We start from the raw sequence: 13,378 nt of genomic DNA on the forward strand, positions 1-13,378 counted from the left end.
TGAGGCGGTGATGGCGGAATTCGTCGCCTTCGGCGCGGTCCGCCCGTGCTGGATATGTGTCGAGACGGGCGGCTGAGCGTGGACATGCGACGAATGCGATATTACTTCCGCCCGTCGAAGAGATCGTTCATCGTATCGGTCGTGGCATCGCATGCGTGATTGAGGCAGGGCAGCCCGAGCGCCCCCTCGATCGACTTCAGCAGCGAGTAGTGCGTATAGTAACGACCGCTCTTGCGTGCATGCGAATCATCGGCGTCGTGATCGTGGTCGCCGTCATTGGTATCCACGATCAGCGCCACCTGGTTGGTGATCGGAGCGTTGGCGTAGTCGCTTTCATCCCAGACGATGACGATGGCGTTCCTGCCTTCGTTCCATGACGGCGAGGCCTTGATCGCACCGACGATCCTCTCCAGTGCGACGTCGCCCTGATACATCAAGGCCGGGTTGAGGCCCTTCTGCGTTCCGACATCGTTCGGATCGTAATCGCACTGCGGGCCGGCGCCGCTGCGGCCATGCTGATCGTTGCACTGGTTCGGCGCGATGAACGAGAACGTCGGCACGTGACCTTTGCGGAGGTCCGCAAACAGGCCTGTGTTGCCGTCGAAGCTTGCGACATTGCCGAGGCTCAGCCCGGGATGCGTCCCGTTCTGGATGTCCAGGAAATAGGCGAACGGATTATGCTTCACGGCATACAGTCCGACGACGCCGTCGGTTACGCCGGCGCTGGTTGGCGGGTTGAGGTTCGAGAACACGCCGTCGGCACTGTTGACGTTGTCGGCGCCGGTCGGCGGGAGGCTCTCCTGATAAGTCTTCCAGGTGCCGCCCTTCGCGACGATCTGATGCGCGATCGTCTTCGCGACGGTCGGTTGCGCCGGGTACGACGCCGAGCCATTGATGTTGATCACGGGCCCCGGCTGGTTGCCTTCGAGGTTGCTGGTGTCGATCGCAGGGGTCGCCGCATCATTTCCCGCGCCGCGGAAAGGGCAGATGTTCGGATACGAGCTCTGATCCAAAGCCGGCTGGCCGGTGCTGAGGTTGGTCTGGCAGCTCCCATTGTGCCAATCCGGCGAATGATCGTTCAGCACGCCGAAATTCGAACCGCCGACGACTTCCAGGTAGTTCGTCAGGCTGGGGTGGCCGACGGCGAAATAATTGGTCGCGAGCCCGGCCTTGTTCGCCAGCTTGTTGGTGAACGGCATGTTCGGGTTGTTGATGATCTCCGCGTAGCCGTGGTTTTCCATCATGATCAGAAACACGTGATCGAGATGGCGCATGCCATAGGGGACCGGGCCTTCCTTCGCGAACGCGGTCGCTGCGACCGACGCCGTTGCGACTCCGGCGAGCAGGGCGATAACAGTCTTTTTCATTTAAATGGTGCCTCCTGATGGCTGGTAAGCAATGACAGCCGAGTGTGATGCGTGAAGAGGATGCGACGAGAGCCGGCCCCGATGCACGGCGCAATCGAGCCGCCGCGTGCAACGCGTTGCCCATGTCGCGATTGCTGCTGGGAGCAGCGCGACGAATGAACTCTGATCGTGTAACGGCTGCGTGACGGCTGAGTGACTCGGAAGTGAATAACAGAGAGTGCGTTCAATGGCGCGCCGCCACACGTGATCGCTCGCGACGCTCAAGGTGCAATCAGGCACTCAGTCGTTGTGGCACGGGTCGTATGTTCGACATGCGGCAGCTTCATCGAGTCGGTCAGCACATTTCGTCCGACGGAATCTCGAGCGACGTTGCTTCGGTGCGCGGACGCTGCAGTTCGCCGCTTTCCAGGCGTCTCGTCAAAAGTCTCTTGCCGCTCCAAGCAGAGCCAGCACGAGCGGGATCGCCGGAATTGCCAGGATCGTCTGGGTGGCGGTGATGCCGGCCATCAGCGGTGCATCGCCGCCGAGCTGCCGCGCCATGATGTAGGCCGAAGAGGCCGTCGGCAGCGCCTGAAACAACAGCACAGTGAAGAGGCCCTGGCCCGTGAGCCCAGTGGCTGCAGCCGCCGCAACGGCCGCCAACGGCATGGCGATGAACTTGGCGAGCGATGACACCGCGACCGGACCGACCCAGGATCGAATCGCGCCGAACTCCAGCGCGGCGCCGACGCACAGCAGGCCGAGCGGCAGTGATGCGGCACCGAGCGAACGCAGCGCGGGTTCGAGCATGGACGGCAGGCCGAGGCCGAGCGCCTGCAGCAAGATACCTCCGGCTGAGCCGAGCACCAGCGGATTGACCAGGATCTGCCGCAGCATCGCGGTCGCGTTCATGCGCGCGGCGCCGAAGGCTGCAAAGATCATGACGCAGAGCACGTTTACGGTCGGCACGATGGCGGCGTTGCAGATCGCCGCAAGTGCGATGCCTTTGGCGCCGAACAATCCGGCGACGATCGATACGCCGACATAGTTGTTGAAGCGGACGCTGCCCTGGAACACCGAGGTGAAGGCGGCGCCATCGATCGGCAGCAACGGTCTCAGCAGCACGACCAGGCCGGCCACCAGGATGGTGGAGACGACCAGCACGGACGCCATCCCGAACACCGGCAGCGCGTCGAGCCGCGCAGTCGCCAGCCCGTGCAGGAACAGAGACGGCAAAAGCACGTAGTAGCCGAGGCGCTCGGCCTGCGGCCAGAATGCCTCGGCGAGAAAGACACGCCGGCGCAGGAAAGCACCGAGCGCGATCAGGATAATGACCGGCACCAGGGCCAGGAGGACGGCGCCGGTCATGCCGGTCGCTCCAGCTTCACTGCGAAGCTACGGCAATCGACCTGCGGCAACAGGGAACCCGGCGTTGCGGTCAGGATGAGCGTGGATGAGAGCATAGCGATTCCTGCGACGACGGCACTGATTAGCCGCCAGCAGGCTTGATGAAAAATTCTTATTTCTTTTGCTTTACTTGAGAAATCCTCATCGATTGGCGCACTGCCTCGGCAATCGCCTCCGCCAGCTTCTTGGCCGGCCGCTCGCGTCGTTCCAACAGCACGACGTCGCGCCGCAGCTGCGGCTTGCCGAACGGGGCGCGGTGAATCGCCGGTAAGGCCGGCAGCATGGCTTCCGAGACCGGCACTACGGCGACGCCGAGGCCGCGCTCGACCATGCGGACGATCACGTCCCGGCTGTCCAGCACCATGCCTTGCTGAGGCTCCAGGCCCTGTCGCCGCAGCTCCCGCGCGATGGTGCGCCCAGCCCAGGCCCGCGGATCGAATTGGATGAAGGGGAGATCGCGCAGCATCGCCTGCAGAGGGCGCCCAGCCTGGCTCTCCGGCGCGAGCACCCAGAACCGATCCTCGTAGAGGGCGGTCCAGGTCAATCCACCCGGGTGGGGCCGCACCGGTTCGGTGGTGATCGCGGCATCGAGCTCGTCGGCCGCGACGCGCTGTGCAAGCTCGGCAGACATGCCGGCCGACACGTGAATCCGCAGACCCGGATGTGCCTGACGCAGGGTGGCAAGCGCCTCGGGCAGCGGCCCGGCCAGCGCCGTCTGGATTGCACCCAGACGCAGGCGCCCGGTCAGATTCCGCTCATCACTCAGCGTCTCCGGAATCGTGTCGTAGAGCGAGACCAGGTTCTCGGCACGGCTCAGCAGCCTGCGTCCGGCTTCGGTCAGGCGGGGGTGGCGGGTCGATCGATCGAACAGGGGCGTGCCGAATTCCCGTTCCAGCGCCTTCACCTGCAGACTCACGGCTGATTGCGTCAGCCCGATCGCGGTCCCCGCCCGCGCGAACGTTCCGTGCTTGGCGATGGCGAGGAAGGTGCGGAGAGCGCGAAGTGACATCAAAGCGGTTTCGGATTTCGTGCCTGAGGCGAGCGCTGCGGCTGCAGCGGATACTCACATCGTCACGCGGTGCAAAGCAACCCTCCGGGGGGACCGCTGCTTCCGGCGGGGACGAGCGTGGTGCGATGGAGCGGATTCGAGGCGGCGCCGGCCTGTCGAGATGTGAAGTCGAATCCGCCCGGCTCGTTTCCGGTCAGCTCGTTGCAACCAAATTGAGGTCTTGATCGGCTCGGCGGCCGAGGCATCTCGTGATAGAAGCGTGCAATCCGCCGCACTGGCGCGGCTTGCGTCTGTTTGATCGGTTCATCCATGCCCCTCTGGACCTGTTCCCAATGCGGTGCGCAGTTTCCCGAAACGGCAGGGCCGCCCGCCGCCTGCACCATCTGCGAGGACGAGCGGCAGTTCGTGAACTGGGAGGGACAAACCTTCCTCAGCCGCGAGCAGATGTTGCGCGATCATCGGCTGATCTGGCGCGACGACCTCGGAGTCCCCGGCCTTCAGCTCGAGCCTCGCTTTGCCATCGGCCAGCGCGCGCTGCTGCTGTACGAGGCTGACGGCTGCGTGATGTGGGACTGTGTGCCGCTCGCCACCGACGCCGCCATCGCCTATGTGCGCTCGCTCGGCGGGCTGAAGGCGATCGCCGTCTCGCATCCGCACTTCTATGGTGCGGTTGCCGATTGGAGCGAAGCATTCGGCGGCGCGCCGATTTATTTGCATGGCGACGACCGCGCCTTCGTCACCCGGCCACACGCCTCGATCGTGCCGTGGTCGGGCGAAAGCGTCCAGCTCTCGGCCGATATCGCGCTCCATCGCACCGGCGGACACTTTCCCGGAGCCACCGTACTGCATTGGAAGAAGGGCGCCGATGGACAAGGCGCATTGTTCGTCGGTGACATCGCGATGGTGGCGATGGACCGTCGCCACGTCAGCTTCATGTACTCCTATCCGAACTACATCCCGCTCGGTCCGGCAGCCGTCCGCCGCATCGCCGAGGTCGTTGCACCGCTCGCCTTCGATCGCATCTATGGCGGTTGGTGGGACCGCAACATTGCCTCGGATGCCAAGGCCGCATTCAATGTGTCGGTGCAGCGCTATCTCGCCGCGATCGCGTGAACGCCCCGGCGTAAACTCCGAACGCCGCTGTCCCGACTAGCCGTCCTTCACGCTTCTGGCGACGATGAGGTTGCCGACCGCGCCGAGCGCCATCAAGACACAGGTGCCGAAGAACACGGATCGCATGCCGATATGGCCGCCGATGAAGCCGCCGGCCACCGGCCCGACCACCTGCCCGGCATATTGGGCCGACACCGAATAGCTGAGCAGGGTGCCGGTGACGGCCTCCGGCGCGTTGTGCCGGATCACGCTGGCGATGCAGGGCAGCAGGCCGCCCAGCGCCAGCCCCATCAGGAAGCGCAGCACGATGAGCTGCCAGCCCGTGGTCACGAAGGCCTGCGGGATCAGCAGGACGGCCGATATCGCTAGGCAGATGATCACGATGTTCCAATGTCCGATGCGGTCTGCGAGCTTGCCGAGCTGCGACGATGACAGCGCCGCGCCCAGCGCTGCTGCCGACATGACGAGACCCGCGACGAAGGTGACCTGCGCGGACTCGACCAGTTGCGCGACATAGACCGTGATGATCGGCTCGATCGACATGTTGGCGATCATCAACAACGCGCCGGTCGCGAGCATCGCGACGATGGGACGCTTGTCCGGCACCAGCGACCAGCCGCCGCGCGACCTCGCCTTGCGCTCTTTCGGCGGCCGCTTCTCCTCATGAATCAGGAAGGTCGTGGCGAGGAAGGTGATGAAGATGACCGCGCCCGCCATCAGGAAGGTGGCGCGGATACCAATTCGGGGCGGCAGCACGCCGCCGATCAGGGGGCCGACCAGATTGCCCGCCATGATGCCGGACGAGAGCACGCCGAGCGCCCATCCTGTCCGTGATTTCGGCGTCTGCGCCGCCACCAGCACCGTCGAGCCCGAGGCATAGCCGCCGAGCAGGCCCGTCAGCAACCGCAAGCCGACCAATTGCCAGACATCGTGCGCCATGCCGATCAGTGACATCGCCACCGCCATGCCGAGGCTCGCCCGGATCAGCATCAGCTTGCGACCGTAGCGGTCCGCCAGCCATCCCCACAGAGGCGCGGTCAGCGCCGCGGTGAAGAACGCCGCGCCGAAGGCGATGCCGGACCATTGCACGATCGCGGCGTGGTCGCTCACGCCGAGCTCTTCGACGTAGAGCGGCAGGAAGGGCAACAGCAGCGTCATCGCGACGATCGTCGTGAACGAGCCGAACACGCAGACCCAGAGATTGCGCTTCCATGGGCCGGACTCGTCGAAAGCGTCGATCTCGGTTGCTGCGGGCTTGGCCATGCGAAGCTCTGTTGAATGGATATCGTCGCGGCTGCGGCCCGTGCGTATAGGTCGCAGCGTCCCGGGGCAACCGCCCGAGCTGCATGACTCGGTTGCGGTCGGAGGCTCTTAGGTCCGACTCCAGCTGTGATGGCCGCTTTGCAAGGCGTTTCTCCCGCGCATAAGGCGGTTGCACCGAGCTTGGAACGGATCCACTTGCGGCCCGCACCGCGGCGCGTCATGAGTATCGCAGAGTCGGATGCAGATGGGACGATGGGATGATGCTCGCCATCAAGCTCGCGGTGACGCCGCTGATGATGCTGGCGATCTCGCTTGCCGCACGGCAATGGGGCACGTTTGTCGGCGGGCTTCTGTCGGGCTTGCCGCTGACCTCCGGGCCGATCTCGGTGTATCTCGCGGTCGAGCAGGGCGAGCTGTTTGCGCAGCGGGCGGCGGTTGCATCGCTGGCCGGATTGGCGGCTGTGCTCATCGCTTACTTGGCTTACGCGCTGTTGACGCGTGTCTGCACGCTCGCGCTCGCCTGCGCACTCAGCGTAATCGTGTTCTGTGCTTCTGCCTGGGCCCTGCTGGCGCTGCAATCGCCGGTGCTGGCGGTGGCGGTCGTGCTGGCGATGATCGCGATCCTGCTCGGACTGACCAAGGACAACATCGGTGCGCCGCGCGGCGCCCATGGCGGCCCTGCGATCAGCCTGCCGGTGCGCCTCGTGACCGCGGCTACGATGGTGTTGCTGACGACGAGCTTTGCGCGGCTTCTCGGACCCGACATTTCGGGCGTCGTCTCGCTCGTTCCGGTGATCGCCTGGCCGCTCACGTTGTTTGCGCATCTCGAAGGTGGCCGCACCAACGCGCTCCGGGTCGTCCGCGGTAATGCGATCGGCGCGATCGGCGTGGTCTCGTTCTACCTGGTCGTTGCGCAGCTGATCCTGCCCTATGGTTCGCTCGTCGCCTTCTCTGCCGCAACCGCTGCGGCGGTGCTGGCGGCATTCGTCCTCGTGCTGTTGCTGCGGCCACGCAAAGTCCGCGCGCTGTCATAGCGGCTGACGCGCGCGGGAGAGATCATCCCGCTCTCAGCCGTTCGGCGTGCGCAGCGGAAGCGTTGCAGGCACGGGCGATTCGCCCACGACCTCACGCGGATCGCCGCGCATCGCGAGCACCGCGACGAGGCCAAGGCCGACGCCGATCATCACGTAGAAGATTGGCGCCAGTGGCGAGCCGGTCAGCGCGATCAGCCAGGTCACGAAGAACTGGGCGAAACCGCCGAAGATCAGCACCGCCACGTTGTTGACGATTGAGAGCGAGGTTGAGCGTATGCGCACCGGGAACAGCTCGACCAGCGTGGTGCAGTACACGCCGAGGAAAAAGGCACTGAAGCAACCGATCACGACTTGGCAGATCAGGAGCTTGCCGATCGAAGGCGCCGCAATCACCCAGGCGTAGAGCGGATAGAGCAACGCGAAATAGCCGATCAGCGAGGCGAGCAGCAGCGGCTTGCGCGGATAGCGGTCGGAGACGACGCCGGCGAGCGGCACGACGGCGATCATCACCGCTGCCGCGATCAACTGCACCAGGTAGCTCTGCATCAGCGGCAGCTTCAGCACCTCCCTGGCGTAGGTCACGGTGTAGCCGAAGGTGATGTAGAACGAGACCGCGCTCGCGACCACCATGCCCATGCCGATGAGGTAATTGCGCCCGGGATATTTCAGCGCCGCCGCAAATGTTTCGCTGTGTGTTGCCGTCTTGATGCGGGAGAACGCCTCAGGCTCGGCGAGCCTGGCGCGCATCACGAACAAGATCGGCACGATGGCAAGGCCGACGATGAAGGGAATACGCCAGGCGCCGGCGCTGAGCTGCTCCGGCGTGAATAGCAGGGTGATTCCGGCGCCGAGCGTCGCGCCCAGCGCATTGGCCATCAATTGTCCGCCGATCTGCCAGGATCCGTACAGGCCGGTGCGTCCGGGCGGCGCCGCCTCGATCAGATAGGCGGTGGAGGTGCCGAACTCGCCGCCGACCGAAAAGCCCTGCAGCAGCCGCGCGATCAACACGATGAACGGCGCGGCGAGGCCCGCGGTGGCGTAGGTCGGCGTCAGCGCCAAGAGTGCCACCGAGAGCGCCATCAGCGCCATGCCGAGCGTCATCGCGGCTTTGCGCCCTTTGATGTCGCCGAAATAGCCGAGTACGAGTCCGCCGACCGGCCGCATGAAGAACCCGGTCCCGAACAGCGCCGTGGTCAACAGCAGCGCATTGATCTCGCTGCCGGGCACTTTCGGATCGACCGGGAAGAACAGGGTCTTGATGACCGGCGTCATCAGCGCGAACACCGTGAAATCGTACCATTCCATCGCATTGCCGGCGATGGCCGCCACGACGGCCGTCCTGTTGGTCTTTTGCATAGGCGCGTGCCCGTTCGGTTCGAAGTCAGGTGGAAGCGTCGAGCGCCGCCGGCTGCGGCGCGGCCGGTGCGTCGGCGTCGGTCCATTCGTCACCGAGGATCTCGGGCGTGGCGAAGGCCTTCAGATTTTCGAAATGCCGCTCGCGATCATCGACGAACAGCCGTCGCACGATGCCGCGTGCGAGCCGGTCTGCGCCCTCGCTGATCGCGGGGATGTCGCCGGAAAGCTTGCCGTGACTGAGCGTGGCCGGATAGTTGAAGCAGTGCAGCCGCGACAATGCGGGGCAGACGCCCGGCATCTTCTCGAGGAATTCGAAGCTGTCGCCGAGATCGGGCGAGGATTCCAGCTCCGCATTTTCCATTCCTTCCGGGGGCGGAAAGCGATCGCGCCAGAAGCGGATGTGTGGGGCGAATTCGGCGAGCTCGGGCCGCCGCGCAAGATCCACCTCGAATCCGGTCCCGAAGATGATGAAGTCGACCTCGTGGCGGCCCTTCGGCGTGCTCACGACGACATGGTCGCCGCTTTCGGTGAGATCGATGATCGGGCTCGCCAGGTGAAAATGCGCCTGCGCGAAGGCCGAGACGCGCAATACCGAGGGACGTGGCGGCGGCGTCTGCGCCTTGATGGTGTGATCGAGGAAGCGCCATTTCCATTCGTCCGGCAGGCCGGCAAAGCCGTGCACGACGCCCTGGCTGCCGATGCCGGTGAACTTGTTGATGCGCGGAATGTCGGGTCTGCGGATGAACAGGTCGAGCCGCGCCGCGCCCGCTTCGAGCGCCATCGCCGCATTGTCCATCGCCGATGCGCCGGCGCCCACCACCGCGACCCGCTTGCCCGCGAGGCGAGCGAAATCGATCATCTCGGCGGTATGGGCCCGGAAACGACGGTCAATTCGCGCGGCGATCTCAGGCACGTACGGGCCGCCGAGACCGTCGCGTCCGGTGGCGAGCACGACGTGCCGTGCAAGGATCTGCCGCGAGGTCCCGGCCTTGCGGATGTCGAGCGCCAGCAGGTCATCGCTGCGCGCGCAGATGCGCTCGACCGCGGCCTCATTGTGCACCGGCAGATTGAGCACCTTGCGGTACCAGATCAGATAGTCCATCCAGAGCGTGCGCGGTGCGCGGTCGAGTTTCTCCCAGGAGTCGTAGCCGAACTGCGCCTCATAGAAGGCGCGGAAGGTGAGCGCCGGCAGGCCCATGGCGGGGCCGGTCAGTTCCTTCGGCGACCGCAGCGTGAGCATGCGGGCATAGGTGACCCACGGACCTTCGTGGCCGGCCCTGGCGCGATCCAGCACCAAATGATTGTCGACGCCGAAGCGCTTGAGCATCGCAGAGGCCACCAGCCCGGCCATGCCGCCGCCGACAATGACGACGTCGACGACCTCCTGCCCATCGATCACGCGACGCGGCACCCATGATTTGGCCGGCCATTCCAGCCAGGCGAGGTCCTGCCGCAGGCGCGCTTCCAGCGCAGCGAGTCCTGCGGCATCGGGCGTGGTCATCGTCATCGGTCGGCTCTTTCGAATTGATCGGCGTCGGGGGCGTCGGCGAAGGCAGCGCTGCCTTCATGCAGTCTGGCACCCGGCATCAAGGTCACCGCGGCGCGCACCGCCTGGTTCAAGGCGGCCACGGTCGGGCTGAGCTCTCGTCCGGCCGGCGAGATCGCAGCAAACAGGAACGGGATCGCCGCATCGAGCCGCCGCGTGACGACGCCGCTCATGTCGAGGCCTGCGGTCAGCACCGGTTCGATGATGGCGATGCCGAGCGACTGCTTGGCCATGGCGATCGCGGCCAGCGAGGCGTTGGTTTCGATCATCTCCCGCGGCCTGACGCCTGCACGCTCGAGTGCCGCTTCGACGCGACGCCGCAGTCGATATGGATTGGCCATGGTCAGGAGCCGGCGGCCGGTGAGGTCCTTCAGCCGGATCGCCTTCTTCTTCGCGAGCGGATGATCGGCGGCGAGGCACGCCACACAGGGCACCTCGCACACCCAGTGCACGTCGAGGCCGGGATGCTGGATCGGCAGGCTTGCCAGGCCGAAATCGGCCGACTGGGACAGCACGGATTGCGCGACATTCTCCGCCGAGAGCGACTGCACATGGACGTGGGCCGGCAGCAGATCGCCGTCGATCGCGGCGAGCGCACCCGGCACCACGCCGGCGGCGAGCGCGGGGATCGCGGCCAGGCTCAGCACCGGCAGAGCGCCAGCGCCGATCGCCGCCGCCCGTTCGCGGACGTGCTTCAGCCCGAGCAGCAGCCGCTCGACCTCGGCGTGGAACAGCACCCCTTTCGCCGTCGGCGCGATGCGCGGGCCGTTGCGCGAGAACAGCTGATAGCCGACGTCGGCTTCGAGATCCTGGATCTGCCGCGTCACCACGGGCTGCGATCGGCCGAGCAGCTTCGCCGCGCCGGTGATGCTGCCGGCGGACATCACCGCGGCGAAGGCTTCGAGGAGCCGGATGTCGATCACGTCATCATGCATTCCAGGCATTATGCACCAACATCAATTTGCTTGAAGCATAAAGTTCAGCCGGGCTTTGCCCGATCATTCACCACAAGAATGACAGATTAATCTTGATGCACAATTCGTATTATGGTCCCTTGCTGCCCATGTCGACACCACCTCCCGTCTTTCGCCATCCCGCCGCCGGACCGAACTTCCGCCGCGGCTGGGCCGACGATGCGGTCGCCGCGATCGAGGCTGACCAGTGCCGCACCGCCGATACGCATCTGATCCGGCTGATCGTGCCGGCGCTCGCAGGCATCGACCTTTATCTCAAGGACGAGTCGACCCATCCGACCGGCAGCCTCAAGCATCGGCTGGCGCGCTCGCTGTTTCTCTATGCGCTCTGCAACGGCCATATCCGCGAGGGCACGCCGGTGGTCGAGGCCTCGTCCGGCTCGACCGCAGTGTCGGAAGCCTATTTCGCGCAGATGATCGGCGTGCCGTTCTATGCGGTGATGCCGCGCACCACCTCGGCCGAGAAGATCGCCGCGATCGCGCATTATGGCGGCAACTGCCATTTGATCGACGACGGGCGCGCGCTCTATGCCGAGGCCGCCGCGCTCGCGGGTCACCTCGGTGGTCACTACATGGATCAGTTCACCTTCGCCGAACGGGCGACCGACTGGCGTGGCAACAACAACATCGCCGAGTCGATCTTCACGCAGCTCGCCGGCGAGCGGCACCCCGTGCCGGAGTGGATCGTGATGGGTGCCGGCACCGGCGGCACCTCTGCCACGATCGGGCGCTATTTGCGCTACCGGCGCTATCCGACCAGGCTCTGTGTCGCCGATGTCGAGCACTCGGCGTTTTTCGATGCCTTTTGCGCCGGTGATTGCACGCGCGTGTGCGAGCGACCATCGCTGATCGAAGGCGTTGGGCGCCCGCGCTGCGAACCGTCCTTCGTTCCGGGCGTGGTCGATCGCATGATGAAGGTGCCGGATGCCGCGTCAATCGCGGCCATGAACGTGTTGACGCGGCGGCTGCCACGTTCCGTCGGTGGCTCGACGGGGACGAACTTCCTGGCGCTGTGCCGGCTTGCGGCGGAGATGCGCCGTACCGGGCAGACCGGATCGCTGGTGACGCTGATCTGCGATTCCGGCGAGCGCTATCGCCAGACCTATTATGAGCCGAGCTGGCTCGCTGCGCGCGGGCTCGATCCCGCGCCTTACGAGGCCGCGCTGGCGGCCTTCCTGGAGACGGGGCAGTCTTTGACTGTTTCGGTTCAGGATGCCGACAATCCCTGCCATTCGAGAGGTGCCGCATGACCACGCTGATCGAAAAGCTTGCGGGCGTGCCGCCCGGCTCCAGGCTCGGCGAGGCGCTCAAGATCCGCGCCGAGGTGATGCGGTTGAGCGAGGCGGCGCATGATGCCGTGCTGGTGCCGCGCGATCCCGGTGGCCTGAGCCACGCCTTACGCGCGGCATTGGCGGCGCGGATGTGTCGCCATGTCGGCAACGACGCCTTGGTTGCGCATTATGAGGGCTATCTCGCGCATGCCGGAGACGCCGAGGTCGCGGTGCTTGCGCAGCCCGGCGCGGTGAGCGGCGATCCCCGGCAGGATGCGATGGCTGTTCACGCCGACATGCTGACGAGAGCGCCGCGGCAAGCGACGCGCAACGATATCGAGGCCTTGAAGGCGGCCGGCGTCAGCGAGCCCGATATCGTCCGGCTCTCCGAGCTTGCCGCGTTCGTGAACTATCAGCTGCGCGTGATTGCCGGCCTTGAGCTGTTGAAGGAGGTTGAGGGGCAATGAAGAAGCCGGTCCACGACTTCACGGCCGAGGTTCCGGAGTGGTCGCCTTATGTGACCCCGGTCGACATCGCGCAGGCCACGCCGGAACAGCGTGCTGCGATGAAGGTCACACCGTCCAACAAGGGCGTCTCGGCCTACGTCCTCACGTTGGCGCACGATCCTGAATCGCTCGAGGTCCGCTCGCCGCTGTTCAACCTGATCATGTATGGCAAGGACGGCCTTGCCTCCGCGGAACGCGAACTTGGCGCGACCGGCGCCTCGGTCGTCAACCGCTGCATCTATTGCACGGCGGTGCACGCCTCGCGCTTTCTCAACCTGACCAAGCGCAATGATGTGATCGAGGCGATCTTTGCCGATGAGCGCGAGGCCAAGCTCGAGCCGCGTCACCAGGCGCTGTTCGACTTCGCCGCCAAGCTGTCGACGACGCCGATCGAGGCCACCGTCGCGGACGTGCGCGCCCTCAAAGAAGCGGGGCTGAGCGAGCTCGAGCAGCTCGATCTGGTGCTCTCGGTGGCGATCTTCGGCTGGGCCAACCGGCTGATGCATACGCTCGGCGAACCGCTGGCTTGAGGTGCCTGCCGGAGCTGCGGGAC

12 protein-coding genes are annotated in these 13,378 nt (G+C 65.5%); 5 read left to right on the plus strand and 7 right to left on the minus strand.

Annotation, left to right across the window (positions count from 1 at the left end; translation table 11 throughout):
* Positions 1-101: 101 nt before the first annotated feature.
* The 3 genes from QX071_RS32135 to QX071_RS32145 all read right to left on the minus strand — a co-directional run bounded on the left by QX071_RS32135 (position 102) and on the right by QX071_RS32145 (position 3,762).
* Positions 102-1,367: an alkaline phosphatase family protein gene (locus QX071_RS32135; protein ID WP_315707288.1), complete on the minus strand. Its 1,266-nt coding sequence runs from the start codon at positions 1,365-1,367 to the stop codon at positions 102-104.
* A 417-nt stretch (positions 1,368-1,784) separates the two neighbouring features.
* Entirely contained in the window at positions 1,785-2,714 is a 930-nt protein-coding gene (locus tag QX071_RS32140) for an AEC family transporter (RefSeq protein ID WP_315707287.1), read from the minus strand.
* A gap of 151 nt (positions 2,715-2,865) precedes the next feature.
* On the minus strand, positions 2,866-3,762 hold the full coding sequence (locus tag QX071_RS32145) for a LysR family transcriptional regulator (protein WP_315707286.1): 897 nt from the start codon (positions 3,760-3,762) through the stop codon (positions 2,866-2,868).
* 309 nt (positions 3,763-4,071) lie between these two features.
* Here QX071_RS32145 and QX071_RS32150 point away from each other — a divergent pair, with 309 nt between their 5' ends.
* Positions 4,072-4,875, plus strand: a complete 804-nt coding sequence (locus QX071_RS32150) for an MBL fold metallo-hydrolase (protein ID WP_315707285.1) — start codon at positions 4,072-4,074, stop codon at positions 4,873-4,875.
* A 36-nt stretch (positions 4,876-4,911) separates the two neighbouring features.
* Here the strand turns inward: QX071_RS32150 and QX071_RS32155 are convergent, their stop codons facing one another.
* Positions 4,912-6,138 carry an MFS transporter gene (locus QX071_RS32155; protein WP_315707284.1) on the minus strand — a complete coding sequence of 409 codons (1,227 nt, stop codon included), beginning with the start codon at positions 6,136-6,138 and terminating at the stop codon, positions 4,912-4,914.
* 257 nt (positions 6,139-6,395) lie between these two features.
* On the opposite strand from QX071_RS32155, the gene QX071_RS32160 reads away from it, so the two are divergent.
* Positions 6,396-7,172, plus strand: coding sequence for a hypothetical protein (locus QX071_RS32160; protein ID WP_315707283.1), 777 nt, complete (start codon positions 6,396-6,398; stop codon positions 7,170-7,172).
* Between the two features lie 33 nt (positions 7,173-7,205).
* On the opposite strand, the gene QX071_RS32165 is transcribed toward QX071_RS32160, so the two are convergent.
* Genes QX071_RS32165 through QX071_RS32175 form a run of 3 tightly spaced genes read right to left on the minus strand, consistent with a single transcriptional unit; the run spans position 7,206 to position 11,009 of the window.
* Positions 7,206-8,528 carry an MFS transporter gene (locus QX071_RS32165; RefSeq protein ID WP_315707282.1) on the minus strand — a complete coding sequence of 441 codons (1,323 nt, stop codon included), beginning with the start codon at positions 8,526-8,528 and terminating at the stop codon, positions 7,206-7,208.
* A gap of 25 nt (positions 8,529-8,553) precedes the next feature.
* Positions 8,554-10,035, minus strand: a complete 1,482-nt coding sequence (locus QX071_RS32170) for an NAD(P)/FAD-dependent oxidoreductase (protein ID WP_315707281.1) — start codon at positions 10,033-10,035, stop codon at positions 8,554-8,556.
* Positions 10,032-11,009, minus strand: coding sequence for a LysR family transcriptional regulator (locus tag QX071_RS32175; protein WP_315707304.1), 978 nt, complete (start codon positions 11,007-11,009; stop codon positions 10,032-10,034). The genes QX071_RS32170 and QX071_RS32175 overlap by 4 nt, the downstream gene beginning before the upstream one ends.
* Before the next feature lie 128 nt (positions 11,010-11,137).
* Here QX071_RS32175 and QX071_RS32180 point away from each other — a divergent pair, with 128 nt between their 5' ends.
* Genes QX071_RS32180 through QX071_RS32190 form a run of 3 tightly spaced genes read left to right on the plus strand, consistent with a single transcriptional unit; the run spans position 11,138 to position 13,355 of the window.
* The gene (locus tag QX071_RS32180) at positions 11,138-12,298 is read left to right on the plus strand and encodes a PLP-dependent cysteine synthase family protein (RefSeq protein ID WP_315707280.1); all 1,161 of its coding nucleotides are present in this window, start codon (positions 11,138-11,140) and stop codon (positions 12,296-12,298) included.
* Positions 12,295-12,786, plus strand: coding sequence for a hypothetical protein (locus QX071_RS32185; protein ID WP_315707279.1), 492 nt, complete (start codon positions 12,295-12,297; stop codon positions 12,784-12,786). Before QX071_RS32180 ends, QX071_RS32185 begins: the two co-directional genes overlap by 4 nt.
* Positions 12,783-13,355 carry a peroxidase-related enzyme gene (locus QX071_RS32190; protein ID WP_315707278.1) on the plus strand — a complete coding sequence of 191 codons (573 nt, stop codon included), beginning with the start codon at positions 12,783-12,785 and terminating at the stop codon, positions 13,353-13,355. Before QX071_RS32185 ends, QX071_RS32190 begins: the two co-directional genes overlap by 4 nt.
* Positions 13,356-13,378 lie beyond the last annotated feature (23 nt).

This window comes from Bradyrhizobium sp. SZCCHNS1022, from assembly GCF_032484835.1.
In the GTDB taxonomy this organism is placed as follows: domain Bacteria; phylum Pseudomonadota; class Alphaproteobacteria; order Rhizobiales; family Xanthobacteraceae; genus Bradyrhizobium.

What these genes read in the sequence shown, in the direction of transcription:
- QX071_RS32135 (WP_315707288.1), bottom strand. Translation starts at nt 1,367, where the DNA reads ATGAAAAAGACTGTTATCGCCCTGCTCGCCGGAGTCGCAACGGCGTCG.
- QX071_RS32140 (WP_315707287.1), bottom strand. Translation starts at nt 2,714, where the DNA reads ATGACCGGCGCCGTCCTCCTGGCCCTGGTGCCGGTCATTATCCTGATC.
- QX071_RS32145 (WP_315707286.1), bottom strand. Translation starts at nt 3,762, where the DNA reads ATGTCACTTCGCGCTCTCCGCACCTTCCTCGCCATCGCCAAGCACGGA.
- QX071_RS32150 (WP_315707285.1), top strand. Translation starts at nt 4,072, where the DNA reads ATGCCCCTCTGGACCTGTTCCCAATGCGGTGCGCAGTTTCCCGAAACG.
- QX071_RS32155 (WP_315707284.1), bottom strand. Translation starts at nt 6,138, where the DNA reads ATGGCCAAGCCCGCAGCAACCGAGATCGACGCTTTCGACGAGTCCGGC.
- QX071_RS32160 (WP_315707283.1), top strand. Translation starts at nt 6,396, where the DNA reads ATGATGCTCGCCATCAAGCTCGCGGTGACGCCGCTGATGATGCTGGCG.
- QX071_RS32165 (WP_315707282.1), bottom strand. Translation starts at nt 8,528, where the DNA reads ATGCAAAAGACCAACAGGACGGCCGTCGTGGCGGCCATCGCCGGCAAT.
- QX071_RS32170 (WP_315707281.1), bottom strand. Translation starts at nt 10,035, where the DNA reads ATGACGATGACCACGCCCGATGCCGCAGGACTCGCTGCGCTGGAAGCG.
- QX071_RS32175 (WP_315707304.1), bottom strand. Translation starts at nt 11,009, where the DNA reads ATGCATGATGACGTGATCGACATCCGGCTCCTCGAAGCCTTCGCCGCG.
- QX071_RS32180 (WP_315707280.1), top strand. Translation starts at nt 11,138, where the DNA reads ATGTCGACACCACCTCCCGTCTTTCGCCATCCCGCCGCCGGACCGAAC.
- QX071_RS32185 (WP_315707279.1), top strand. Translation starts at nt 12,295, where the DNA reads ATGACCACGCTGATCGAAAAGCTTGCGGGCGTGCCGCCCGGCTCCAGG.
- QX071_RS32190 (WP_315707278.1), top strand. Translation starts at nt 12,783, where the DNA reads ATGAAGAAGCCGGTCCACGACTTCACGGCCGAGGTTCCGGAGTGGTCG.